A 25,026-nucleotide genomic window follows, 5' to 3' on the forward strand; every position below is an offset into this window, starting at 1 on the left:
TAGCTGCATCATTACTCAGATGAAAAGCCACTCATGGATAGAATTGCAATAATCAGTAAATGGATAAAATGGTTACTACTACTGCTCGCGACACTGCAACTTGGTAGTTACCTTGCTGTGATGACCATGGGTGAATATAAAGACGGCATATATTTTATGAGTGTCGATTGGTGGGGATTTTTTAGCAGTTACCTCAGTGTCGATTTTGAACCATCCTGGCAAGCCTTAGGTCAACACCTTTATGCTGATGGATTTAACCCTGGCGTTATTCTTGGCAGCGTCGAAATAATTCCTTATTTGTTTATTTATTTTTTCTTGTTCCGATTATTTAGCTTATACCAAAATGGTCAGGTATTTACCTCAGCAAATTTTTACTGCTTAACGCGCATTGCCACGGTCTTTTTTGTGTGGATAGTACTCAGTTTATTTTACCCTATAGTGGTAGCAATATTTCTGCATTCAACTGGGTTAAGTAGCGCTGTCCCCGGCTTTTTTACTATCGGCAGCCAAGAGATTAAATACGCGTTAGTTGGACTTATTTTCTATTGCATTGGCTGGGTAATGAAACACGCCGCCGAATTACAAATGGAGGCGAAATTAACTATTTAATGGCCATTATTATTGAATTAGATGTCATGTTGGCAAAACGTAAAATGAAGTCAACTGAACTGGCTGAACGGGTAGGTATTACCCCACAAAACTTATCTGTACTACGCAGCGGACGTGCTAAGGCGATTCGATTTTCAACATTGGATGCTATTTGTCAGCACTTACAATGTTCACCAGGCGATATTTTAGTTCATCAAATTGATGAATAAATTAAGGAAGATAATATGCTCACGTTAGTTAAAAAAGCCGCGATAAGCGCAATAATATTGATGACTTCAGCCTGCACAATGCGAATTAGCGAAGAAACCTTTATTGCCAATGATAAAGCACCAACGCCCTTTACAACCGAATTCACCCAAAAATTACAGCAAGCCTTGCCAGATCATTTAATTACTCCAGTCCAATTAACAGCCAGCGATAATGTCAGCTTAAATGGTTTTTATATTGATAACCCAAACAGCAAGGTTACCTTAGTGTTTTTCCAAGGTAATGGGATGAAAATAGAGCCATATAGTTTGTCAGCATTAACCATGCTTTCAGCATTGAGTACTGATATTTTTGTGATGGATCGCCGCGGATTAGGCGCAAGTGAAGGCAAGCCACGCATTAAAAATATTGTGTCTGATGCACAGCAACAATTGGACTATTTGCATCAACAATATCAACCGACAAAAGTCATTCTGCATGGCTACTCGCTAGGCAGCTTTATTGCGGCTGATTTAGCCAAAAACAATACCATTAGCGCATTAGTATTACATGGTTCAGCAACCAACGCTGATGACTGGGTAGATGAAAAAACGCCCTGGTATATGGCACCCTTTATGAGTGTGGAAATGCCAGAAGATTTTCGTAAAATAGATAATGAAAAAGTGGTCGCACAATATTATAAAGGGCCATTATTAGTCATTGCTGGAGAGAATGATGAGGAAGTACCTGTGGGGCTATCAGAGAAGTTATATGCGGCTAGCAAATCTGCAAATAAAGAGCTGATTATTGTCCCTAATACTGGCCATCAAGGAATGTTAACTGAGGCTAAGACAATGGCCCAATACCAAGCATTTATAGATGCACTTTAATGTCATTACCCCTCATATAAGCAGGCTTAATCTAGTACGCTGGCTGATAATAAAAGAGGCGCTTATGCGCCTCTTTCCAGCAATAGTACTTCAAAGCTATTAAGTCCGTTAAATCAACTATGCTAATTTCAAATCATGCTTTAAGCGATACATTACCATATCTTCTATCGTTAGAACCGGCATGTTATGTTTTAAACCAAAGGCAACAATTTGTGGTGTTTTAGCCATAGTGCCATCTTCATTGGTTAGTTCACACAACACACCAGCAGGCGCTAAACCTGACATTTGCATCAAATCAACTGTGCCCTCTGTATGGCCGCGAGCGCGACATCACTCCACCAGCACGGGCGCGCAGTGGAAACACATGCCCCGGTCTTGCTAAGTCGCTGGCTTTAGCATGTACTGCTGTTGCCGTTTTAACTGTAGTAACACGATCAGCTGCTGAAACACCTGTGGTCACGCCAACTTTGGCTTCTATCGATACCGTAAATGCCGTTTGATTAGCACTGTTGTTATCCATCACCATAGGTGGCAGTTCAAGCTTATTAGCTTGCTCATCAGTTAAGCATAAGCACACAATACCGCTGCATTCACGGATCATTAATGCCATTTGCTCTGTGGTTAGGTGCTGTGCTGAATAGATAATGTCGCCTTCGTTTTCACGATCTTCATCATCAAGCAATAACACGCCCCGACCTTGTTGTAAGGCAATAATAGCTTTTTCAACGCGTTCGATTGGATCACCAAAAGGTGCAAGTAAAGATAACTGATTCATGGTTTACTCCTAAAAAATACCAGAACCAGGGCTTTGAAGAGGGTTTTTACGCCAAATAGAATTGCATCAGTGGACAGAGTCTACTGATGGTGTTGCTATTCTCTCTCATCCGGACTTTAACCGTCGGCTTTGGAATATTAGCTATTACCATATAGTAATAAACTAAGTCACCAAATCTGCTGACCTCGACGAATCGAGCGCTCGCGGGCTTTATGCTTACACCATATAAGTAGGCATAAGTATTTACCGCCGGTGGGGAGTTTCGCCCCGCCCTGAGAATTAATGCTGAAATTCAGCAGCGCTATAATAATGTCCTAGCCACATAAGTTCAATCAACTCAACGCACAAACACCCACGAAAATCGCGAAAACTCTGCTTGCTCGCTGGTATGACCTCTGCTAGCCTGTGGCACTCATAAAGGAGTGGTTGTAAATGAATCTTTATTTTCGATTAGTGTGGTTATTCATGTGGCGCATTCGCCATTGTCCTGGCATTGGTTTTTTAGGCACCAGCAAGATTAGTTATCGAGCGCTGCCGTTTGATTGCGATGTAAATCTGCATCTCACTAACTCACGCTACCCTGCATTCATGGACTTGGCACGTACCTATATGATCGCCGATATGGGATTAATGAAAAAATTTCTTAAGATGAAGTGGATGCCAATTGTTAATGCATCTGAGTTCACTTATATCCGTGATATTAAGCCATTTGAAAAGTTTGAAGTTGAAACTAAAGTGGTTGGATGGGACGAAAAATATTTCTATATTGAGCAGCGTTTTGTCACCGCACGCGGTTTGCATTGTATTGTTCATGTCCGTGGCGTATTTATATGTAAAGGCAAACAAGTGCCGATTGACACCTTAGTGTTAGAAGCGGGATATGAAGGTGCAACACCAGAGTTACCACCAGAAGTGGTAAAGTGGAAGCAATTTTTACAACTTAAAAAAGAAAGAAACATTTAACGCCTAATGTTAATCTAAACAACCACAGCCATCGTATAGATGGCTGTTTTGTTTGTGCCATATAATCATTTAAATAGATTAATTTAGCTCATAACTCAAACGCTAAATGACAATCAAATACCTGAGGACCATATTGTGGCTAAGCTAGAAAAATTTGCTGATATCGTGTTACGTGCCTGTGAACGCAAAGGTGGAATGGCGGCTGTTGAAGCTTTGTTACCCAACACATTATCCAGTAGTGAAATAGCCGAATACAGTGATGCACAATTATTATCAGCTATGTCTAAGCGGGTTTTTCAAAGTGGTTTTGTGTGGCGCGTAGTCGACAATAAATGGCCCGCTTATGAAAAAGCCTTCTTTGATTTTGAGCCACAAAAAGTGCTGATGCTATCACCTGAGCAGATTCAACAACGGGCATCCGACGCAACACTGATCCGCCACCAAAAGAAGACCCAGGCTATTATGGATAATGCCTATATGGTGCAATCATTGGCGGCTGAACACGGCAGCTTTGCTGAGTTCATCGCCCACTGGCCCACCGAAGACATTATCGGTTTATGGCAGTCACTGAAAAAACAAGGGACCCGTTTAGGCGGCAATACTGTTGCGTACTTTTTACGCTCCATTGGCAAAGACACCTTTATATTATCCAACGATGTACAAGGGTATTTAAAAGCCAAAAACGTTGTCGATGCCGGATTTAGTTCACAAACAGGCCTTAAACAAACACAAGCAGCATTCAATACTTGGCAACAAGAATCAGGGCTGACATTAGCTGAAATAAGCCGAATTATTTCACTCGGCGCCGGTGATAACTATCTGTAGAAGTGATGATAGGTATTAAGCTACTACTTGATAACGGCTTAAAAACATTTTTGCAGTTTCATCGGCCAGATGTTGGCGCTCTTCACTGGTGAGTAAAGATTTGTAAGCCAATAATTGTGGCCAGAAACAATGCCCTTTAATTAAGTGCATTAGCTGTTCATTAGCAAAATTAACATCGGTTAGTGCTAACTTATTATCGCTTACGGCGGCTTTTATCCAGCGCAGTAACGCCGTTTCAAGCAGCTTCATTTTCTCAACCTCTCGGTTCATGTCTTCACTATTGTAAAACAAGTGCCCAAATGCGACTCGGGCCATATCGATATGTTCTTGTGAATTAATAAACTCAATTTCGGTCAAAATAATGGCCGTAAATTGTTGCAGTAAATCTTTGTCGGCTTGATATTGACCCTGATTACGTGCCATAGCGTCAAGCCACAATTCACTCACCAGGTGCATCACTAAGGCTTCTTTGGTGGCAAAGTGATTATAAACCGTGCGTTTAGACACTTGAGCCTCTTCAGCTAGCTTGTCCATACTGGTCGCTGCGACACCTATTGATTTAAAGGTGCGCTTGGCTGCATCAATAATGGCTTGTCGTTTTAACTGACTGCGGCTTTTCTTTTCAGTATCCATGTCGCTTTATATTCAAAAAATTGATAAAAGTTATTTTACACTGACCAGTTTACTTTTCAACTGGATCGAAATAAACTACACCGTATAGTTTACTTTCTGGTTGATAATGAAAATGTTGATTATAGTCGTACCAGTCTTGTTAATCATAAGTATATCTATTGGGATATTTCAATGGCTAATTGTGTCGAAAACCAAGCTGTAGATTAGCAAAAAGGAATATCTGATGTTTGCAATATGCTCAAGACTCGCGTTTACAAAACGGACAACTGCCCTTGCTAAACAACATCGTGTTGAGCTGATTATTCCTGAATTTGGCCGACTGATTTGTATGGCAACCCCACAAGCACATAATCTTTGATGACAAAATTCAGCGAAATTAACGCAACAAATACCTGTTTTACAATAAAAGTAAGCCAAATTAACCAAAAGAGCTAACAGACAGAAACCATTAATAGTGGAATACTATACTAACTTTCAACAAGGTTATCTTAGTTGGTCAGTGTAATTGCAATATATAGCTGTTAAATTAACCACACACTGAGTAAACATTTTTAGTTAGATTACTCATAAAACAAGTTTTTTGGTCCAAATTCGTTAACAAACAGTTATCAATCAATCGGGTTAACGTATTTATTTACAATTTAGCCCATTGGCTTTGCGAATAGTTTCTATGAGCAATGTTAATTGCGTAGCAAAATATACAGTTAGAATTGAAATAGCCTTTTTCACACAGTAACCTAGTTGTGTGTGGATACATTAGAGTAGGAGCTCTCATGCACAAAGCATTGAAAATTGCCGCAGTGATAACTGCGACGTTATGGTTAACAGCCTGTGGCAAACAAGACGAAGGAGCGCAGGCTCAACAAGAGCGCCCACCTACTCCGGTTGGTGTAATGGTGGTGACAGCACAGTCGCAGTCTATTCAAGTAGAGCTACCGGGTCGCAGCAAATCGTTTTTAGAAGCTGAAGTTCGTCCACAAGTGTCTGGTATTATTACTGAACGTGGATTTGTTGAAGGTAAAGAGGTCACTAAAGGTCAATCTCTTTATCAAATCGATTCTGCTACCTACAAAGCGGCTTTAGTCAGTGCAGAAGCTGATTTAGCCAGTGCTAACGCAGGTTTAGAATCTGCTAAAGCGAAAGCGGCACGCTACCAAACATTGGTAAAAACTAATTCGGTCAGTGTACAAGATTTTGATGAAGCAAAAGCTGCTTATAAAGAAGCCTTAGCATCTGTAACCGTTGCGCAAGCCGCTATTAACACAGCTAAAATCAACCTTGAATATACTGAAGTAAAAGCCCCCATTGCGGGTCGCATAGGTAAATCATCAGTAACGGCAGGTGCTTTAGTTACCGCAAATCAAAGCAGCACTTTGGCGACGATTCAACAATTAGATCCTATCAATGTTGATATTGCTCAATCTAGTGTGCAGTTATTACGCCTTAAAAGTAAGCTAAAAGCGGGTAAATTACAAAAAAGTGACAATGCTACTGTTACGCTGATTTTAGAAGACGGTACCACTTATGATCAGCAAGGTACGATGCAGTTTGCTGAGGTCAGTGTTGACGAAGCTACCGGGTCTGTCACATTACGTGCTGAATTCCCTAATCCTGATGGTGTGCTGCTACCGGGTATGTATGTGCGTGCACGCTTAGATACAGGTACGGATCCACAAGCTATTTTAGTGCCTCAACGTGCTATTACTCGTAATACTAAAGGTCAGGCAATGGCGATGATTGTTAATCAAGATAACAATGTCGAAGTGCGTATTGTCACTACTGCTGAAGTAATTGATAACCAATGGCGCATTATTGATGGCCTCCAAGCTGGCGATAAATTAATTGTAGAAGGTTTACAAAAAATTCGTCCAGGTGCGGCGGTATCACCACAGGTATTAACTGCAGACACTCCACAAAAATAGGACATTATTATGGCTCGCTTTTTTATCGATCGCCCTATTTTTGCTTGGGTGATCGCAATTCTTATTATGTTAGCAGGGGTGCTGGCCATTAAAGGCCTGCCCATTGCTCAATACCCTAGTATTGCACCGCCAACGGTAGTCATTACCGCATTTTATCCTGGTGCATCGGCCAAAACCATGGAAGATACCGTGACTCAAGTTATTGAGCAACGTATGACAGGTATTGACCATTTACGCTATATTTCTTCTAGCAGTGATAGTTTTGGTAACGCGACTGTTACCTTAACGTTTAATGCCGAAGCCGATGCCGATATTGCTCAAGTTCAAGTGCAGAATAAACTGCAGTCGGCAATGACCTCCTTACCTCAAGAAGTACAATCACAAGGTGTAAACGTTAACAAATCCAGCGCGGGTTTCTTAATGGTTGTGGCGTTTGTGTCTGAAGACGGCTCGCTGGCTAAAAACGATATTTCTGATTACGTTGCTGCCAATATTCAAGACCCTATGAGTCGAGTACCAGGTGTTGGTGAACTCGAGTTGTTTGGTGCACAGTACGCAATGCGCATCTGGCTTGAACCGCTAAAGTTAACCCAATACAATTTAACCAGTATTGAAGTAATGGCAGCGATTAGAGAGCAAAATGCTCAAATATCGGCTGGCCAATTAGGCGGTTCACCTGCAATGCCTGGCCAAGAGTTAAACGCCACGGTTACCGCACAAAGCCGTTTACAAACACCTGAACAATTTAAACGTATTATTCTGAAATCAGACTCTTCTGGCGCAAATGTCTATCTTGAAGATGTGGCTCGAGTTGAACTTGGTGCCGAAAGCTACGCGGTTGAATCCTTCTATAATGGTAAACCTGCATCTGGTCTAGCTTTTAAGTTGGCAACAGGTGCAAACGCACTCGATACAGCTAATAATATTCGCGACCGTTTAGATGATTTAAAAACCTATTTTCCTGAAGGGTTAGAAATTTACTATCCGTATGACACTACTCCATTTGTTGAGAAATCTATTGAAGGTGTGGTTCATACGTTAATCGAAGCTATCGTATTAGTATTCTTGATCATGTATCTGTTCTTACAGAACTTCAGGGCAACGTTAATCCCAACGATTGCAGTACCCGTAGTACTATTGGGTACATTCGCTATTTTGTCGGCAACAGGGTTCTCTATTAACACCCTCACCATGTTCGCTATGGTGCTGGCAATTGGTCTACTGGTCGATGATGCCATTGTGGTAGTAGAAAACGTTGAACGATTAATGTCTGAAGAGGGGTTAAGCCCACTTGAAGCAACTCGTAAGTCGATGGATCAAATTACTGGCGCACTTGTAGGTATTGGTTTAACACTTTCTGCGGTATTCGTGCCTATGGCCTTTATGTCAGGCTCTACCGGGGTGATTTATCGTCAGTTCTCAATCACTATCGTATCGGCTATGGCGTTGTCAGTATTAGTAGCGTTGATTTTAACACCTGCATTATGTGCAACCATGTTAAAGCCATTACCTAAAGGTCATACCCATATTAATACCGGCTTTTTTGGTTGGTTTAACCGTATGTTTGATCGCATGACATCTCGCTATGAAGCGAGCGTGGCAAAAATTCTTAAACGCAGTTTCCGCATGATGGGCATATACCTTGTGCTTGTTATTGCTACAGCGTGGATTTTCTTACGCATGCCAACAGCATTCTTACCAGATGAAGATCAGGGGATTTTATTCACCCAAGCAATTTTACCAACCAACTCAACGCAAGAAAGTACCGTTAAAGTCTTAAACGAAATCAATGATTTCTATCTAACCCAGGAAAGCGATTCGGTAAACTCTGTGTTCAGTGTTGCAGGTTTCAGCTTTGCGGGTATGGGCCAAAACATGGGCATGTCGTTTGTTGGCTTAAAAGATTGGGCCGAACGAGAAGAACCAGGTCAGGATGTACAGTCTATCGCAGGTCGTGCAATGGGCCGCTTTATGCAAATAAAAGAAGCAATGGTGTTTGCGTTTGTTCCACCTGCGGTAATTGAGTTGGGCACAGCAAATGGTTTCGATTTATATCTGCAAGATAGAAGCGGTAAAGGCCATGATGCATTAATTGAGGCACGTAACCAGTTACTGGGTATGGCGGCACAAAATCCAAGCTTGGTGGGCGTTAGACCCAATGGCCAGGAAGATGCGCCAATGTACGAAATTCATATCGACCAAGCTAAAGTGCGCGCACTGGGTATTGATATCAACAGTGCCAACAGCGTACTCGCTACCGCATGGGGTGGCTCATATGTGAATGACTTCATTGACCGTGGTCGTGTTAAGAAAGTATACGTGCAAGGTGAGGCTAAATATCGTATGCAACCAAGTGATTTAGACACTTGGTATGTCCGTAATTCAGAAGGCGAAATGGTGCCCTTTTCAGCCTTCGCGACAGGCTCTTGGAACTTTGGTTCACCACAGTTACAACGCTTTAATGGTTTACCTGCTGTTAATATTCAAGGTGCTACCGTGCCTGGTTACAGTACCGGTGATGCTATGGTTGCGATAGAGAAAATGGTCGAACAATTACCACCTGGGTTTGGAGTTGAGTGGAATGGGCTGTCCTATGAAGAACGTTTGTCGGGTAACCAAGCACCTGCATTATATGCTTTGTCAATTCTAGTGGTGTTTTTGGTCCTTGCAGCACTCTATGAGAGCTGGTCGGTGCCATTTGCCGTCGTATTAGTCGTACCTCTAGGGGTTATTGGTGCATTGCTTGCTATGAACGGTCGAGGTTTACCTAACGACGTATTCTTCCAGGTAGGCTTATTAACAACCGTCGGGCTGGCAACCAAGAATGCCATCTTGATCGTTGAATTCGCCAAGGACTTCTACGATAAAGGTGCGGGATTAATCGAAGCAACACTGCATGCGGTACGTGTGCGTTTGCGTCCTATTCTAATGACATCATTAGCATTTGGTTTCGGTGTGGTTCCATTGGCAATAAGTACCGGTGTTGGTTCTGGCAGTAAAAATGCTATTGGTACTGGTGTACTAGGCGGCATGATGAGTTCGACCTTCTTAGGTATATTCTTAATTCCACTGTTCTTTGTGGTGGTTGAAAGGATTTTCAGTAAGAGAAAAAGCCAAACTGAGCCACAAACAGTCAATGTAGAATCAGCTCCAACAAGCAATAAACCTGACGCTTAATACCATTCGAAAAATACTTGAGTAAGGGTATTTGCAGAACATAAAGGACCAAACGTGCAAATGTTTGGTCCTTTATTTTATCAAGCAGAATAAATGGCTAAGATCGTCCTCGAACGATATTTACCAGTAGGTTAAAGGTAAGCAAAGTAAGCTTTAACACCTAGTTTGCTACCTATCTAACCCAAAGTATCAATTGCTTTAACTTACCTGAATTAAGCGTGGCATACAAAAACCTATCATTTACTTCATCAATTAGATTGTCATTGATAACCACTTGATCTCGTCACCCTAAGTAATTCTGGACGCTTTTAAAACGCCCTATATGCCAACTATCCTTAATATGTGACATTCACTCGCATTGATGTATAGTCAGATTTAGCCAACATAATACTACTAGCCAATTAGGGCCAAGAAAGAAACTCGTCCACGAGCGATATGGCTGCAAGTGTTTGAATCAGTATATTTAGACAGGGCAGTCACGCCACTAACGAAAGCCATTATTGCCTCACATGCTAACAGCAGATAAATGTACGAGTATTTGAAATTTATCTCAGCGACAGCATGATTTAGATGATAACTTTGCTAACCTAACAACCCTCAAGTTATCCCCCGGTTCACCAGAACTAAACCATGGAGAGCAAGTGTGATAAGGACTTTGTCAGAATAAACTCGTTAATAGCTGCTTTCATGGAGATGAGGATATTTGAGCCAGAAGGGATATCCGATTAAGCTATTAGAGAGAATAGGTCTGACCCATGAATTAATGTAATACCATTTACATTAAATATGTGATCTAATTAGTTGTCATTTCCTTATTTCAGTATCGATGAATAATCTCAATCTTGCAGCATTAGTTAAATCTGAGAAAAGCGCACGTAAACGTATGCGTTATCTCGCCTTACTTCATTTTACCGAAGGTCATTCTCGTACTGCTATAGCCAACATGTTGAAGGTCAGTAGAACCAGTGTAAATGCATGGGTTACTCATTATTTAACTCATGGCATTAGCGGCCTAGATGATAAACATAATCCAGGTCGACCCGCTCAATTATCGGCGAAAAAACTGGTAAATCTGAAAGAATTTGTACAACGTCAAAGCTTGTCTGAGAGTGGCGGAAGATTGATGGCAAGAGATGTCAGTCTTTTTATTCAGTCTGAATTTGGCGTGACCTTTAAACAGGCAAATATCTACAGATTACTGCATCAATTAGGATTGTCATGGATAACGACCCGCTCTCGTCACCCAAAGCAATCTCAAGATATTCAGGACGCTTTTAAAAAACTTCCAGCTGTCAACGATCCTTAACACCCCTGGTCATGTGGCGTTAGATCGCATTGATGTTTGGTTTCAAGATGAAGCCAGATTTGGTCAGCAAAATACAACGACCCGCATTTGGGCAACGAAAGGAACCCGACCACGAGCGGTAAGGCAACAACAGTTTGAATCAGCGTATTTATATGGCGCGGTGTGTCCGGCAACGGGTGCGACAGAGGCTATTATTGCCCCGCATGCCAATAGTGAATATATGTGGGAGCATTTAAAATTAATTTCAGAGGCTACCGAATCGAGTCGCCATGCTTTGGTCATCATGGATGGCGCAGGTTGGCATCAACAGGTGCTGACAGAGGACTTTGATAACCTTAGTATCCTTAAGCTTCCGCCCTATTCGCCAGAACTCAACCCTATAGAACAAGTGTGGCAATGGCTTCGTCAGAATGAACTCGCCAATCGTTGCTTTAGTGGATATTACGATATTGTTGAGCAGTGTTCCATTGCATGGAATCGATTTATTGCAGAGCCGGAAAGGGTGATTCTACTATGTTCTAGACGGTGGACAAAACTGACCAATTAATTAATGTAAATGGTATAATTGGTATCATCGGATTGGTATTTAGCGCCTGGAAATGACCTGCTCTCACATGGGCATATCGGCCACACGACTTTCATGCTCAAATCTCAGACGCAAAAAAGCCCATTACGTTAGTAACGGGCTTATTACTACTCTTTCGAGTAAATTAGGCGCCTGGAAATGACCTACTCTCACATGGGGAGACCCCACACTACCATCGGCGATACTGTGTTTCACTTCTGAGTTCGGAATGGGATCAGGTGGTGCCACAGCTCTATGGTTTCCAGACAAATTTGGTTATCTAACGCTATTTAGCTAGCATTAAATAATAATTCGGAAAGCTGATTACTTTATCTGAGTTTGAGTCTCGTCACACTATTTAAGCGTCTCATTCTAATACTAAGTCGTATCAGTAAAACCCATCTGGGTTGTATGGTTAAGCCTCACGGGTCATTAGTACAAGTTAGCTCAACGCCTCACAACGCTTACACACCTTGCCTATCAACGTAGTAGTCTCCTACGGCCCTTTAGAGAGCTTAAAGCTCTAGGGATGACTCATCTTGGGGCTCGCTTCCCGCTTAGATGCTTTCAGCGGTTATCGATTCCGAACGTAGCTACCGGGCAATGCCATTGGCATGACAACCCGAACACCAGCGGTTCGTCCACTCCGGTCCTCTCGTACTAGGAGCAGCTCCCCTCAATCATCCAACGCCCACGGCAGATAGGGACCGAACTGTCTCACGACGTTCTGAACCCAGCTCGCGTACCACTTTAAATGGCGAACAGCCATACCCTTGGGACCGACTTCAGCCCCAGGATGTGATGAGCCGACATCGAGGTGCCAAACACCGCCGTCGATATGAACTCTTGGGCGGTATCAGCCTGTTATCCCCGGAGTACCTTTTATCCGTTGAGCGATGGCCCTTCCATTCAGAACCACCGGATCACTATGACCTACTTTCGTACCTGCTCGACGTGTATGTCTCGCAGTTAAGCTGGCTTATGCCATTGCACTAACCGTACGATGTCCGACCGTACTTAGCCAACCTTCGTGCTCCTCCGTTACTCTTTGGGAGGAGACCGCCCCAGTCAAACTACCCACCAGGCACTGTCCTCAACCCCGATAAGGGGCCAGAGTTAGAACATCAAAACTACAAGGGTGGTATTTCAAGATTGACTCCACTCCATCTAGCGACGAAGCTTCAAAGTCTCCCACCTATCCTACACATGTAGGTTCAATGTTCAGTGCCAAGCTATAGTAAAGGTTCACGGGGTCTTTCCGTCTAGCCGCGGGTATACGGCATCTTCACCGCAATTTCAACTTCACTGAGTCTCGGCTGGAGACAGCGTGGCCATCATTACGCCATTCGTGCAGGTCGGAACTTACCCGACAAGGAATTTCGCTACCTTAGGACCGTTATAGTTACGGCCGCCGTTTACCGGGGCTTCGATCATGAGCTTCTCTTGCGATAACCCAATCAATTAACCTTCCGGCACCGGGCAGGCGTCACACCGTATACGTCATCTTGCGATTTTGCACAGTGCTGTGTTTTTGATAAACAGTTGCAGCCACCTGGTATCTGCGACTGCCGTCAGCTTAGGGAGCAAGTCCCATCACCAACAGCAGCGTACCTTCTCCCGAAGTTACGGTACCATTTTGCCTAGTTCCTTCAGCCGAGTTCTCTCAAGCGCCTTGGTATTCTCTACCCGACCACCTGTGTCGGTTTGGGGTACGATCCCTACTAACCTGAAGCTTAGAAGATTTTCCTGGAAGCATGGCATCAACTACTTCATCACCTTAGTGACTCGTCATCAGCTCTCAACGTGTACATTTAAGTACGTGTTCCCGGATTTGCCTAAGAACACCGCCTACTACCTTAAACGCGGACTACCAACGCCGCGCTAGCCTAGCCTTCTCCGTCTCTCCATCGCAGTTAGCAGAGGTACAGAAATATTAATCTGTTTTCCATCGATTACGCCTTTCGGCCTCACCTTAGGGGTCGACTCACCCTGCCCCGATTAACGTTGGACAGGAACCCTTGGTCTTTCGGCGAGGGAGTTTTTCACTCCCTTTATCGTTACTCATGTCAGCATTCGCACTTCTGATACGTCCAGTGTGGGTTACCCCTTCACCTTCAACCGCTTACAGAACGCTCCTCTACCGCTTGCAGTAAACTGCAAACCCGTAGCTTCGGTGGTATGTTTAGCCCCGTTAAATCTTCCGCGCAGGCCGACTCGACTAGTGAGCTATTACGCTTTCTTTAAATGATGGCTGCTTCTAAGCCAACATCCTAGCTGTCTAAGCCTTCCCACATCGTTTCCCACTTAACATACACTTTGGGACCTTAGCTGACGGTCTGGGTTGTTTCCCTTTTGACAACGGACGTTAGCACCCGCTGTCTGTCTCCCGAGTAGTACTCATTGGTATTCGGAGTTTGCAAAGGGTTGGTAAGTCGGGATGACCCCCTAGCCTTAACAGTGCTCTACCCCCAATGGTATTCGCTCGAGGCGCTACCTAAATAGCTTTCGAGGAGAACCAGATATCTCCGAGTTTGATTGGCCTTTCACCCCCAGCCACAAGTCATCCGCTCATTTTTCAACATAAGTCGGTTCGGTCCTCCAGTTGATGTTACTCAACCTTCAACCTGCCCATGGCTAGATCACTCGGTTTCGGGTCTACGCCTTGCAACTAAACGCGCAGTTAACACTCGGTTTCCCTACGGCTCCGCTATTCGCTTAACCTCGCTACAAAACGTAAGTCGCTGACCCATTATACAAAAGGTACGCAGTCACGGTCTCAAGAACCGCTCCCACTGCTTGTACGTATACGGTTTCAGGTTCTATTTCACTCCCCTCACAGGGGTTCTTTTCGCCTTTCCCTCACGGTACTGGTTCACTATCGGTCAGTCAGGAGTATTTAGCCTTGGAGGATGGTCCCCCCATATTCAAACAGGATGTCACGTGTCCCGCCTTACTCGTTTTCATCTATGGTTAGTTTTCATGTACGGGGCTATCACCCTGTGCCGCTGAGCTTTCCAACTCATTCCACTAACACCCCATAGACTTAAGGGCTAATCCCCGTTCGCTCGCCGCTACTAGGGGAATCTCGGTTGATTTCTTTTCCTCTGGGTACTTAGATGTTTCAGTTCCCCAGGTTCGCCTCATACAGCTATGTATTCACTGTATGATGACCACTTATGTGGCCGGGTTTCCCCATTCGGATATCGTTAGCTCAAATGCTTATTACTAGCTCGCCAACGCTTTTCGCAAGTTATTACGTCCTTCATCGCCTCTGACTGCCAAGGCATCCACCGTATACGCTTAGTCACTTAACCATACAACCCAAATGAGTTTCACTTGCGTGAACTAATCAGGATGTATCGCAACTAGCTGGTTTTTACTTGTCTCACTCCCGACCAGGAAGTGTGACTCGCCTTAGTTTTTAGAATATTCAAGACACTTAAACAGTGTTTTGAGAACTCAAGATACTGATGCTTTCGCATCAATATTATTTTCGCACTAACGTAATCACACAAACGACAACGAATCATCATCTATGCGCCTTGAGTTAGTACTATCAGCTTTCCAAATTGTTAAAGAGCGGGCTTAAAAAAGCCAAAGATAAAATTTCGTTTATCTTTGGCATCTCGGACCAATATGTATGTTTCTCATTCAAGAGAATGGTGGAGCTATGCGGGATCGAACCGCAGACCTCCTGCGTGCAAGGCAGGCGCTCTCCCAGCTGAGCTATAACCCCTTTACATACAGTGAGAATTTACGTTTACCTTCTAAGAAGGTCAGCCATTTTATTTGGCTTGCCAATTCGAATTTATCCAAGGCAATTTATTGCGACGTTTAGTTCACTAAACGAGCGGTAAATTAACACAGGAGAAATGAAGAATTGGTGGGTCAGAGTGGACTTGAACCACCGACCTCACCCTTATCAGGGGTGCGCTCTAACCAGCTGAGCTACAGACCCAACGTAATTTCTCTTTCTTTCTATCAAGTAATCTGTGTGAACACTCACATGCATCTCTGCACTTTAGGTATTGAGTTAGTCGTATAGGTAAGGAGGTGATCCAGCCCCAGGTTCCCCTAGGGCTACCTTGTTACGACTTCACCCCAGTCATGAACCACAAAGTGGTGAGCGTTCTCCCGAAGGTTAAACTACCCACTTCTTTTGCAGCCCACTCCCATGGTGTGACGGGCGGTGTGTACAAGGCCCGGGAACGTATTCACCGTGACATTCTGATTCACGATTACTAGCGATTCCGACTTCATGGAGTCGAGTTGCAGACTCCAATCCGGACTACGACGTACTTTGTGAGATTAGCTCCACCTCGCGGCTTTGCAACCCTCTGTATACGCCATTGTAGCACGTGTGTAGCCCTACTCGTAAGGGCCATGATGACTTGACGTCGTCCCCACCTTCCTCCGGTTTATCACCGGCAGTCTCCCTAAAGTTCCCGACATTACTCGCTGGCAAATAAGGATAGGGGTTGCGCTCGTTGCGGGACTTAACCCAACATTTCACAACACGAGCTGACGACAGCCATGCAGCACCTGTCTCAGAGTTCCCGAAGGCACTAAGCTATCTCTAGCGAATTCTCTGGATGTCAAGAGTAGGTAAGGTTCTTCGCGTTGCATCGAATTAAACCACATGCTCCACCGCTTGTGCGGGCCCCCGTCAATTCATTTGAGTTTTAACCTTGCGGCCGTACTCCCCAGGCGGTCTACTTAATGCGTTAGCTTGGGAGCCCAGTGACTAAGTCACCAAACTCCGAGTAGACATCGTTTACGGCGTGGACTACCAGGGTATCTAATCCTGTTTGCTCCCCACGCTTTCGTGCATGAGCGTCAGTCTTTGTCCAGGAGGCCGCCTTCGCCACCGGTATTCCTTCAGATATCTACGCATTTCACCGCTACACCTGAAATTCTACCTCCCTCTACAAGACTCTAGTTCCCCAGTTCCAAATGCAATTCCTAGGTTGAGCCCAGGGCTTTCACATCTGGCTTAAAAAACCGCCTGCGCACGCTTTACGCCCAGTAATTCCGATTAACGCTCGGACCCTCCGTATTACCGCGGCTGCTGGCACGGAGTTAGCCGGTCCTTCTTCTGTAGGTAACGTCACAGCAGTAGTTTATTAAACTACTGCCTTTCCTCCCTACTGAAAGTGCTTTACAACCCGAAGGCCTTCTTCACACACGCGGCATGGCTGCATCAGGCTTTCGCCCATTGTGCAATATTCCCCACTGCTGCCTCCCGTAGGAGTCTGGGCCGTGTCTCAGTCCCAGTGTGGCTGATCATCCTCTCAGAACAGCTAGGGATCGTCGCCTTGGTGAGCCATTACCTCACCAACTAGCTAATCCCACCTAGGTTCATCCAATCGCGAAAGGCCCGAAGGTCCCCTCCTTTCCCCCGTAGGGCGTATGCGGTATTAGCAGTCGTTTCCAACTGTTATCCCCCTCGACTGGGCAGATCCCTAGGCATTACTCACCCGTCCGCCGCTCGCCGGCAAAGATAGCAAGCTATCTTCCCGCTGCCGCTCGACTTGCATGTGTTAGGCCTGCCGCCAGCGTTCAATCTGAGCCATGATCAAACTCTTCAATTAAAGTTTTTTTGAATCTTGCGATTCGGCTCAATGAATTCTGATTGCTTTATCAACCGAAGTTAACAAAGTCTTTTTGTACATATTGCTATGAACATTCATCGTTGCATTGAGTTTAAATTTTTTGATTGCTCTTCCTAAGAAGAAGCAATTTCGAATAACTCAATACCTGTGAATGTCCACACAGATTACTTGATAAATTGTTAAAGAGCGTTGATGTTGATTTTTCAAACATCGCCGTAAGACGCTAGGTCGTTGGCTTGGGCTGCGTATTCTACAGACCCTGTTGTCAGCGTCAAGTGTTTTTTCAAACTTTCTTTTCGCTGTTGATTTGATGATGAAACCGAAGTTTTTATTCTTTCAAATCAACCTGACTTCCTAAGTGATTAACTTCAGATGCCACTTTGCTTTCGCGCTGTGCCGTGTCAGTGGTTGCGCATTATAGGGAGATTCTGATTCGGCGCAAGGGGGGATCGCGATCTTTTTTGCTGACCGATGATCTTTTACCCAGATCGCTGTTTTTTTCGCTTTTGCAGCCTATAAATGCAACAAGTTTGATGCCCAAAGCAGTATTTATCATATTTAAGTTAGTTTTAAGCTCATTTTTTCTACAACGGACTGGTTAATGTTCAGATTATTCATTAATATATAGCGGTTTTTTAACAGTTATTTTTCATTTCATTATTATTAGAGATTATTTTATGCAGAAATCATTCGTGATTGTTCTTATTGCAGCACTTGTTGGTGCTTTTGTTTTTTTCCAAGTTCTAGGTAGTGTAGCTTCCTCTGTAGCGTTTATTGCAGGGATAGTAACAGCAACACTTATCTTTACCTTTGTTCCAGCTAGCCAAGCTCGCGCATCTGATGAACCTTATGTAGGTCCAACAATGACGTTATATGTTGGTAACTTACCTTACCGTGTTCATGAAGGTGAAGTTAAAGAGTTATTTGGTGAATATGGCCCGGTTAATTCAGTCCGTTTAGTACGTGATCGCAAAACAGGTCGCCGTAAAGGCTTTGGCTTTGTTGAAATGTCTGAAGCGGGAGCTCAAAAAGCAATGGGTAAGTTGAACGACTATACTTTCCAAGAGCGTACTTTAAAGGTAAGAGAAGCTAAATCTCAAGAATCTGACTCTTCCGATTCTTCTGATGCTTAATCTAACTTAGTTAGGTGGTCTAGTCGGTTATTTGTTTCACACTAGTGAACCCATAACCGACTAATGCTTTATAGAGTCCTGTTGAAATCTGTTTTGTATAACTGACCGTTAATTCACTTCCCTGCTTATTACTCATAGCCACCAATGTTTTTACTCTATTCGCTATTGCCAATCCAGAATCTAATAATTTGACATGATTACCCAGTATCTGGTTAATTTTCGCTGCGATAATAGGAAAATGTGTACAGCCTAATACCAGCACATCAATATCAGCATCTTTAATAGGTTGCAGTATTAAGGCCAATTCTACTAGGTCTATGATTTCACCTGCGACATATTTCTCTGCCATCATCACCAATTCTGATGACCCGAATAATTCTACTTTGCAGTCATCGGCAAATTCATTGATCAGTTCTTGGGTATAGTCGCGCTTTACTGTGCCTGGTGTGGCAAGTAATCCAATATGCTTTTTAGCAGATAATGCGGCGGCGGGTTTAATGGCTGGTACAACACCAACAACAGGAATAGATAAACTCGCCCTTAACCTTGGTAATACTAAAGTGCTAGCGGTATTACATGCAACAACCACAATAGCAGCATTGATTTGATGCACCTGTTGTAGAATTAACTCAACACACCCTTCAATTAAATCTTCTTCTGATAAGTTGCCATAGGGCAAGCGGGCATTATCAAATAAATAATGATAATCCCTATTTGGCAGTAACTTGCGGATTTCTGATAGTACTGATAAACCACCTATTCCTGAGTCGAATACTAAAATTGGCTCTGACAAAGTGGTCTCCTATTTTATATACATTGGATATCGACGCTATTTGTTATAAAATTTGCGCCCTTTTTTATTGCCTTTGGTGGAGAAAATGAATTTAGCAGCCATGGACCCAAATAACTATGCTACGCAACTTGAACAGAAGCGTAACAAGCTTGAACAAGCCTTTGCTGATTTTACCCCACCAGCATTAGAAGTGTTCGCTTCTGAACCTGCTAATTATCGGATGCGCGCCGAATTTAGAATGTGGCATGAAGGCGAAGACTTATATTACTACATGTTTGACAAAGCGCTGAATGCTAAAGTGCGCTGTGATCAATATTTACCAGCGGGTACTTTGATCAATCAAATGATGGCCGCCTTAATTGAAGAACTAAAACCAAGCCCTTCTTTGCGATATCGTTTATTTCAGATCGACTTTCTGTCTACTTTAAGCGGTGAGATTTTAGTATCTTTGTTATATCACCGTCAATTAGATGATCAATGGCTTGAAGATGCTAAGGCACTGAAGGCTAAACTCGCCAAACAATTTAATGTTAATTTAATTGGCCGAGCTAGGAAGCAAAAAATCGATTTAGATAAAGATTTTGTCACTGAAAAACTGAATGTGAACGGTAAGATGCTTCAGTATAAGCAGATTGAAAATAGCTTTACCCAGCCTAATGCTAACGTGTCAGTTAAAATGCTTGAGTGGGCAATAAACGCTACCCAAAATAGCCAGGGTGATTTACTTGAACTCTATTGCGGCAATGGCAATTTCACAATTGCATTGGCGCAAAATTTTTCACGCGTACTGGCTACTGAGCTAGCTAAACCATCAGTTGATGCTGCGCAATATAATATTGAAATTAATAAAGTCGATAACGTGCAGATTATTCGCATGTCTGCAGAAGACTTTAGTGATGCGATGGCCAAAAAACGTAGCTTTAGACGCTTAGAAGGTATCGATTTGGACAGCTATGATTGCAATACTATATTTGTAGACCCACCAAGAGCCGGTATTGATGACGAAACATTAAAGTTGGTTCAAGGCTATGAGCGTATTTTATATATATCGTGTAACCCAAGTACGTTAAAAGATAACTTAACGGTACTAGGCGTTACCCATAAAATTACCCGCTTTGCATTATTTGATCAGTTCCCATATACCGACCATATGGAATCGGGTGTGTTACTTGAGCGCAAGTAACGCAGCTTTATCAATATGAATAAAAAGGGCAGATTAATTATCTGCCCTTTTTTATTAAAATATAAATCAATTCTCAGCTGCGGCTGTCCATTTTCTGTTGTAATGCTTCAGCACCTGTCGCCACCATTCGTAAATGCAACACCAGTTGATCAGCCAGCGATTTTCGCTCACTTCGCTTTAGGTCTAATGCGCTGGCACCCGCATTGAACACTAAAGTCACCAAAGCCTCGGCTTGAGCTCGTGCAAGTGTTGGGTGTCTATTTGCGTGTGCTTCGGTGTAATGGGCTAGTTCAGAAATAAAGTGTTCGACCTCACGCTCAACTGCTGCGCGAAAAGCCGCTGATGTTCCTGAACGTTCATGTAATAGAATTCGGAACACATTGGGGTTTGATTCCATGACTTCCATAAAAGTGTCAACTGAAATACGAATAACACTCCCACCCGCTTCAGCACGTTGACGACCTTTACGCATCATTTGCCTAAGCGTTAATCCGCCCTCATCAACCATAGTCAGGCCAAGCTCATTCATATCTTTAAAATGACGATAAAAAGATGTCGGTGCGATGCCGGCTTCTCGAGCAACTTCACGTAAGCTTAAACTAGAAAAACTGCGCTCAGCACTTAATTGATTAAACGCTGCATCCACTAATGCACGGCGGGTTTTCTCTTTTTGTTGTGCTCTTACACCCATTTAAAAAATCGCTCAGTCAAGATTAATTAACAGATAATACCCCTTTTATCGTATAAACACAGCCCTATTGAGCTTGACCCAAAACAGATCACAGGATAAATTAGCTTACATATGTACGCTCAATTAGTTTAGACTCATATTTAAAAGTTAGCAGGAAAGCGATTAGATGAAAAAACCTCCTATTATTTGGCTTAACACCTTGTTGTTCGCTATTACCTTTATTGGTGCTGTGGTATTAGTGCCTTGGCGCGGTATAGCGCACGGTTTTGATGGTGTAGAATGGCTTGCCTTCATTGTTTTAGCCTATGCCAGTGGCTTGTCTATCACCGCTGGTTATCATCGTCTTTGGTCCCATAAAGCCTACAAAGCGCATCCGGCAATGCGAGTATTATTTGCATTAGGTGGTGCATTAGCATTACAAAATAGTGCTATACACTGGTGTAGTGATCACCGTGTACATCATAAACATGTCGATAATAACGACAAAGATCCCTACTCAGCTAAGCTGGGCTTTTGGTACAGCCATATAGGTTGGATGTTACGTGAATATCAAGCGAGTCGTTATAGTGATTACAATAACGTCCGCGATTTGCAAAATGATCCGATTCTTGTGTGGCAACACAAACACTATTTAGCATTGGTTATTTTAATGAATATCGGCTTACCTGCTTTATTGGGCTGGTTAAATGGTGACATAGTGTCAATGGTATTAATGGCTGGCTTGCTACGATTGGTGGTAGTGCATCATTGTACTTTCTTCATTAACTCACTTGCCCATATTTGGGGTAAACAGCCGTACACAAACAAAAACACCGCTCGCGACAATGCTTTTTTAGCCTTGCTGACATACGGTGAGGGTTACCACAACTTCCACCATATTTTTGAAAATGATTACCGTAATGGTATTAAATGGTGGGATTACGATCCAACCAAGTGGTTAATAAAAACGATGGACTGGGTTGGCCTAGCCTCTGACTTACGTAAAGTACCACAAGAGCGTATTGAAGCTGCTAAACTGAAAATGCAACTGCAACGTGTACAGTATAAAGTTGCCCATTTACCTAATTGCGATGAAATAATTGATACCTTCCAAGCTGAATATGAACTTATGAAGCAGCATTTGATGGAATACTATCAAGCCAAAAAAGCGTTGATTGAAGCTAAGCGAAAGCAATTAGTTGATACCCACTTAAAAGAACAGGTTCAAGAACTTCGCGAACGCTTTCTTGAGCAGCAGCGACAATGGAAAAGCCTGACGGCTGCTTACGCGTAGTTTTAGTCTGAATTCTAGCGGCCAATTAACAGCCGCTTTATAGTGACATTAATGCCGCGCCCTTTAAGGGCGCGGCATTTTTATTAGCCCGTTGACTGTGTATAAAAACGCTATAGCAATTGCAAAAACTAATTCAAATGCGCTTTTTCTATTTAATGCTACCCAAGTACCAGATTATCTTTCACAATGAATCTATAACAGACCTTCACTTCCTTAGATTAAGTTATTCATTATGAAGTCCAATTATCAAGACATTCGCTTAACCGAATACAGCCACGGTGCGGGATGCGGTTGTAAAATATCCCCCCAAGTACTCAGTACTATACTGTCATCACAATTACCGCTATTCACTGACCCTAATATCCTGGTCGGTAATGACACGCGTGATGATGCTGCGGTATACAAACTCAATGATGATATTGGGATTATTAGTACTACTGACTTCTTTATGCCTATCGTCGACGACCCTTTTACCTTTGGTCGTATTGCAGCGACGAACGCAATAAGTGATATTTATGCCATGGGCGGAACCCCAATAATGGCGATAGCTATTTTAGGCTGGCCAGTAAACAAACTGCCTGCAGAAGTGGCTCAACAAGTCATAGATGGCGGACGCCAGGCCTGTAAAGATGCCGGCATTATGTTAGCGGGAGGGCACAGTATTGATGCACCAGAACCTATTTTTGGTTTAGCAGTGACAGGCCAGGTAAAGTTGAATGATTTAAAGCAAAACAGCACGGCTAAAACTGATGATAAGCTGTATCTGACCAAACCTATTGGTATTGGTGTACTGACAACGGCTCAAAAACAAAAAAAACTTAAACCCGAACATAATCACATTGCAATTGATGCTATGTGTCAGCTGAATAACGTTGGCCAAGATATCGCTAAAATAAAAGGCGTCAATGCCTTAACAGATGTTACTGGGTTTGGTTTAGCAGGTCATTTAATCGAACTCTGCCAAGGGGCTAATCTCACTGCGACACTTAACTTTAATGCCATTCCTAGATTAGCTGAAGTCGATAACTATATTACCCAAGGTTGTATTCCTGGGGGAACAAGTCGTAACTATCAAAGTTATGCACCGCATTTACCATCATTGACCGATTACCAGCAGGCAATATTATGTGATCCTCAAACCAGTGGTGGTTTATTGATAGCAGTAAATGAATCGGCGCTGGCAGAGTTACACAAAGTATTAGCTGAGCATCAAATTGCCCTCCATTGTATTGGGACATTGAGTAGCAATGCATTGAACACACCTGAACAACTAGTGGCTTTACTCAATGAGTAATACCATTGCCGCCAGTGAATACGGTCGATTGTTACTAGAAAAGCGACCTCTGATCGACGTTCGCGCGCCAATTGAGTTCAATAAAGGTGCTTTTCCCGAGTCAGTTAATTTACCTTTGATGAATGATAGAGAGCGTCAACTAGTGGGTACCTGTTATAAACAGGAAGGGCAACAAGCCGCCATTACCCTAGGCCATCAATTAGTCAGCGGTGATATTAAGCAAAGCCGAATTGATGCCTGGTGCAAACAAGTACACCAACATAATCATAGTTATTTATATTGTTTTCGAGGCGGCCTTCGCTCTCAACTTAGCCAACAATGGCTGCAAAATGTAGGTATTGATATTCCCTATGTTTATGGGGGATACAAGGCACTACGTAGCTTTCTGATTAGTACTATTGAACAAGCTGAATCAAATCACCATTTTTTGATTTTAAGCGGCAGCACCGGTAGTGGTAAAACTGAGTTTATTCATCAACGTAAAGAAACCATCGACCTAGAAGGGCTGGCTAATCATCGCGGATCAAGTTTTGGTAAACAAATAAGCTCACAACCTAGCCAAATTAATTTTGAAAATAATCTAGGGGTCGCGTTACTTAAATATCAACAGCTCAAGCCATCATCCAAATTGCTGTTAGAAGATGAGAGCTTCTTAATTGGCCGTACCGCTATTCCGCAGCCATTTTTTAAAGCCATGCAGCAAGCGCCAATTGTATTACTTGAAGAAGCATTTAATGCCCGAGTCGATAGACTTCATGGTGAATATGTCAGTAATATGCACCAACAATATTGCACTCTATTCGGAGAGGTTGAGGGGTTTAACGCGTTTGCAGTGTATTTAGTCGACAGTATTAGCAAAATCCGTAAACGCTTAGGCGGAAAACAACATGACGAGTTACAAGGACTTATTCAACAAGCATTAAAGCAGCAGCAAAATCAGCATAATCTTGATGGTCATTACGCCTGGATAAGCCAGTTACTCAGCAAATACTATGATCCCATGTACGAATACCAACTTCATAAAAAACTCACTAAGGTGATTTTTAAAGGTAATGCCACTGAAGTGCACCAATGGTTGGATGAGCAAAAATAGACAACTTGTTTTACCGGAGGGTTAACTTATATCGCGTCGTCATTAATGCCAACGGCACTTTTAACTCTTTACACAGTGTTTTATTTAACTCTATCACTCCCTG

General features: G+C 43.1%; 17 protein-coding genes, 2 tRNA genes, 3 rRNA genes, 1 pseudogene and 1 riboswitch. Of the genes and pseudogenes, 14 read left to right on the forward strand and 9 right to left on the reverse strand.

Features of this window, described 5'->3' with window-relative positions; translation table 11 throughout:
- The first annotated feature begins 33 nt into the window (after positions 1 to 33).
- The 3 genes from ACRWQN_RS00825 to ACRWQN_RS00835 are packed head-to-tail and all read left to right on the forward strand — an operon-like array spanning position 34 to position 1,685.
- Positions 34 to 609 carry a DUF2975 domain-containing protein gene (locus tag ACRWQN_RS00825; protein WP_434939475.1) on the forward strand — a complete coding sequence of 192 codons (576 nt, stop codon included), beginning with the start codon at positions 34 to 36 and terminating at the stop codon, positions 607 to 609.
- Positions 609 to 818 (forward strand): helix-turn-helix domain-containing protein, encoded by a 210-nt coding sequence (locus tag ACRWQN_RS00830; RefSeq protein ID WP_434927561.1) that lies wholly within the window; start codon positions 609 to 611, stop codon positions 816 to 818. Before ACRWQN_RS00825 ends, ACRWQN_RS00830 begins: the two co-directional genes overlap by 1 nt.
- Before the next feature lie 15 nt (positions 819 to 833).
- Positions 834 to 1,685, forward strand: a complete 852-nt coding sequence (locus ACRWQN_RS00835; protein ID WP_434939476.1) for an alpha/beta hydrolase — start codon at positions 834 to 836, stop codon at positions 1,683 to 1,685.
- Positions 1,686 to 1,802: 117 nt separating this feature from the next.
- Here ACRWQN_RS00835 and ribB read toward each other — a convergent pair.
- Positions 1,803 to 2,460, reverse strand: a pseudogene (ribB, locus tag ACRWQN_RS00840) (3,4-dihydroxy-2-butanone-4-phosphate synthase).
- A gap of 93 nt (positions 2,461 to 2,553) precedes the next feature.
- Positions 2,554 to 2,744: riboswitch (FMN riboswitch) on the reverse strand.
- Positions 2,745 to 2,892: 148 nt separating this feature from the next.
- Between ribB and ACRWQN_RS00845 the strand changes: the two are divergent.
- Together ACRWQN_RS00845 and ACRWQN_RS00850 are read left to right on the forward strand one after the other, a co-directional pair.
- Positions 2,893 to 3,423, forward strand: coding sequence for a thioesterase family protein (locus tag ACRWQN_RS00845; protein WP_434927564.1), 531 nt, complete (start codon positions 2,893 to 2,895; stop codon positions 3,421 to 3,423).
- A gap of 135 nt (positions 3,424 to 3,558) precedes the next feature.
- Positions 3,559 to 4,248, forward strand: coding sequence for a DNA-3-methyladenine glycosylase I (locus ACRWQN_RS00850; RefSeq protein WP_434939477.1), 690 nt, complete (start codon positions 3,559 to 3,561; stop codon positions 4,246 to 4,248).
- A gap of 15 nt (positions 4,249 to 4,263) precedes the next feature.
- Here ACRWQN_RS00850 and ACRWQN_RS00855 read toward each other — a convergent pair whose 3' ends face one another.
- Entirely contained in the window at positions 4,264 to 4,881 is a 618-nt protein-coding gene (locus tag ACRWQN_RS00855) for a TetR/AcrR family transcriptional regulator (RefSeq protein WP_434939478.1), read from the reverse strand.
- 223 nt (positions 4,882 to 5,104) lie between these two features.
- Between ACRWQN_RS00855 and ACRWQN_RS00860 the strand changes: the two genes are divergently transcribed.
- From ACRWQN_RS00860 to ACRWQN_RS00875, 4 genes are all read left to right on the forward strand, one after another.
- Positions 5,105 to 5,239 (forward strand): hypothetical protein, encoded by a 135-nt coding sequence (locus tag ACRWQN_RS00860; RefSeq protein ID WP_434939479.1) that lies wholly within the window; start codon positions 5,105 to 5,107, stop codon positions 5,237 to 5,239.
- Between the two features lie 415 nt (positions 5,240 to 5,654).
- Positions 5,655 to 6,803 (forward strand): efflux RND transporter periplasmic adaptor subunit, encoded by a 1,149-nt coding sequence (locus ACRWQN_RS00865; protein ID WP_434927566.1) that lies wholly within the window; start codon positions 5,655 to 5,657, stop codon positions 6,801 to 6,803.
- 9 nt (positions 6,804 to 6,812) lie between these two features.
- A complete protein-coding gene (locus ACRWQN_RS00870) occupies positions 6,813 to 9,980 on the forward strand; it encodes an efflux RND transporter permease subunit (RefSeq protein WP_434939480.1) in 3,168 nt (1,055 codons plus the stop codon).
- Positions 9,981 to 10,806: 826 nt separating this feature from the next.
- A protein-coding gene (locus ACRWQN_RS00875) for an IS630 family transposase (RefSeq protein WP_434939481.1) occupies positions 10,807 to 11,833 on the forward strand; the annotation gives its coding sequence in 2 pieces (ribosomal slippage) (positions 10,807 to 11,262 and positions 11,264 to 11,833; 1,026 coding nt in all).
- Between the two features lie 169 nt (positions 11,834 to 12,002).
- Here ACRWQN_RS00875 and rrf read toward each other — a convergent pair.
- The 5 genes from rrf to ACRWQN_RS00900 form a co-directional block, all read right to left on the reverse strand.
- Positions 12,003 to 12,118, reverse strand: a 5S ribosomal RNA gene (gene rrf / locus ACRWQN_RS00880).
- Positions 12,119 to 12,262: 144 nt separating this feature from the next.
- Positions 12,263 to 15,165, reverse strand: a 23S ribosomal RNA gene (locus tag ACRWQN_RS00885).
- Between the two features lie 346 nt (positions 15,166 to 15,511).
- A tRNA-Ala gene (locus ACRWQN_RS00890) sits at positions 15,512 to 15,587 on the reverse strand.
- 145 nt (positions 15,588 to 15,732) lie between these two features.
- Positions 15,733 to 15,809: transfer RNA gene (locus ACRWQN_RS00895), tRNA-Ile, on the reverse strand.
- 88 nt (positions 15,810 to 15,897) lie between these two features.
- Positions 15,898 to 17,442, reverse strand: a 16S ribosomal RNA gene (locus ACRWQN_RS00900).
- Together the 16S, 23S and 5S rRNA genes with 2 tRNA genes alongside form the textbook arrangement of a ribosomal RNA operon.
- A 698-nt stretch (positions 17,443 to 18,140) precedes the next feature.
- Here ACRWQN_RS00900 and ACRWQN_RS00905 point away from each other — a divergent pair.
- Positions 18,141 to 18,596 carry an RNA recognition motif domain-containing protein gene (locus ACRWQN_RS00905; RefSeq protein WP_434939482.1) on the forward strand — a complete coding sequence of 152 codons (456 nt, stop codon included), beginning with the start codon at positions 18,141 to 18,143 and terminating at the stop codon, positions 18,594 to 18,596.
- A gap of 19 nt (positions 18,597 to 18,615) precedes the next feature.
- Here ACRWQN_RS00905 and murI read toward each other — a convergent pair whose 3' ends face one another.
- Positions 18,616 to 19,389, reverse strand: a complete 774-nt coding sequence (murI, locus tag ACRWQN_RS00910; protein ID WP_434939483.1) for a glutamate racemase — start codon at positions 19,387 to 19,389, stop codon at positions 18,616 to 18,618.
- Between the two features lie 85 nt (positions 19,390 to 19,474).
- Between murI and trmA the strand changes: the two genes are divergently transcribed.
- Positions 19,475 to 20,572, forward strand: a complete 1,098-nt coding sequence (gene trmA, locus ACRWQN_RS00915) for a tRNA (uridine(54)-C5)-methyltransferase TrmA (RefSeq protein WP_434939484.1) — start codon at positions 19,475 to 19,477, stop codon at positions 20,570 to 20,572.
- 73 nt (positions 20,573 to 20,645) lie between these two features.
- Here trmA and fabR read toward each other — a convergent pair whose 3' ends face one another.
- Positions 20,646 to 21,263: an HTH-type transcriptional repressor FabR gene (gene fabR, locus ACRWQN_RS00920; RefSeq protein ID WP_226412478.1), complete on the reverse strand. Its 618-nt coding sequence runs from the start codon at positions 21,261 to 21,263 to the stop codon at positions 20,646 to 20,648.
- Between the two features lie 166 nt (positions 21,264 to 21,429).
- On the opposite strand from fabR, the gene ACRWQN_RS00925 reads away from it, so the two are divergent.
- The 3 genes from ACRWQN_RS00925 to mnmH all read left to right on the forward strand — a co-directional run bounded on the left by ACRWQN_RS00925 (position 21,430) and on the right by mnmH (position 24,923).
- Positions 21,430 to 22,536: an acyl-CoA desaturase gene (locus tag ACRWQN_RS00925; RefSeq protein ID WP_434927572.1), complete on the forward strand. Its 1,107-nt coding sequence runs from the start codon at positions 21,430 to 21,432 to the stop codon at positions 22,534 to 22,536.
- 232 nt (positions 22,537 to 22,768) lie between these two features.
- Entirely contained in the window at positions 22,769 to 23,830 is a 1,062-nt protein-coding gene (gene selD, locus ACRWQN_RS00930) for a selenide, water dikinase SelD (protein WP_434939485.1), read from the forward strand.
- The gene (gene mnmH, locus ACRWQN_RS00935; RefSeq protein ID WP_434939486.1) at positions 23,823 to 24,923 is read left to right on the forward strand and encodes a tRNA 2-selenouridine(34) synthase MnmH; all 1,101 of its coding nucleotides are present in this window, start codon (positions 23,823 to 23,825) and stop codon (positions 24,921 to 24,923) included. Before selD ends, mnmH begins: the two co-directional genes overlap by 8 nt.
- Positions 24,924 to 25,026: the final 103 nt, after the last annotated feature.

The sequence above is a fragment of the Shewanella sp. HL-SH8 genome (genome assembly GCF_051165765.1).
Taxonomy (GTDB): domain Bacteria; phylum Pseudomonadota; class Gammaproteobacteria; order Enterobacterales; family Shewanellaceae; genus Shewanella; species Shewanella glacialimarina.

Coding starts and splice junctions, on each gene's coding strand:
- ACRWQN_RS00825 (WP_434939475.1), top strand. CDS start 34: ATGGATAGAATTGCAATAATCAGTAAATGGATAAAATGGTTACTACTA.
- trmA (WP_434939484.1), top strand. CDS start 19,475: ATGAATTTAGCAGCCATGGACCCAAATAACTATGCTACGCAACTTGAA.
- ACRWQN_RS00905 (WP_434939482.1), top strand. CDS start 18,141: ATGCAGAAATCATTCGTGATTGTTCTTATTGCAGCACTTGTTGGTGCT.
- ACRWQN_RS00830 (WP_434927561.1), top strand. CDS start 609: ATGGCCATTATTATTGAATTAGATGTCATGTTGGCAAAACGTAAAATG.
- ACRWQN_RS00835 (WP_434939476.1), top strand. CDS start 834: ATGCTCACGTTAGTTAAAAAAGCCGCGATAAGCGCAATAATATTGATG.
- mnmH (WP_434939486.1), top strand. CDS start 23,823: ATGAGTAATACCATTGCCGCCAGTGAATACGGTCGATTGTTACTAGAA.
- selD (WP_434939485.1), top strand. CDS start 22,769: ATGAAGTCCAATTATCAAGACATTCGCTTAACCGAATACAGCCACGGT.
- ACRWQN_RS00870 (WP_434939480.1), top strand. CDS start 6,813: ATGGCTCGCTTTTTTATCGATCGCCCTATTTTTGCTTGGGTGATCGCA.
- ACRWQN_RS00865 (WP_434927566.1), top strand. CDS start 5,655: ATGCACAAAGCATTGAAAATTGCCGCAGTGATAACTGCGACGTTATGG.
- ACRWQN_RS00925 (WP_434927572.1), top strand. CDS start 21,430: ATGAAAAAACCTCCTATTATTTGGCTTAACACCTTGTTGTTCGCTATT.
- ACRWQN_RS00845 (WP_434927564.1), top strand. CDS start 2,893: ATGAATCTTTATTTTCGATTAGTGTGGTTATTCATGTGGCGCATTCGC.
- ACRWQN_RS00860 (WP_434939479.1), top strand. CDS start 5,105: ATGTTTGCAATATGCTCAAGACTCGCGTTTACAAAACGGACAACTGCC.
- ACRWQN_RS00855 (WP_434939478.1), bottom strand. CDS start 4,881: ATGGATACTGAAAAGAAAAGCCGCAGTCAGTTAAAACGACAAGCCATT.
- fabR (WP_226412478.1), bottom strand. CDS start 21,263: ATGGGTGTAAGAGCACAACAAAAAGAGAAAACCCGCCGTGCATTAGTG.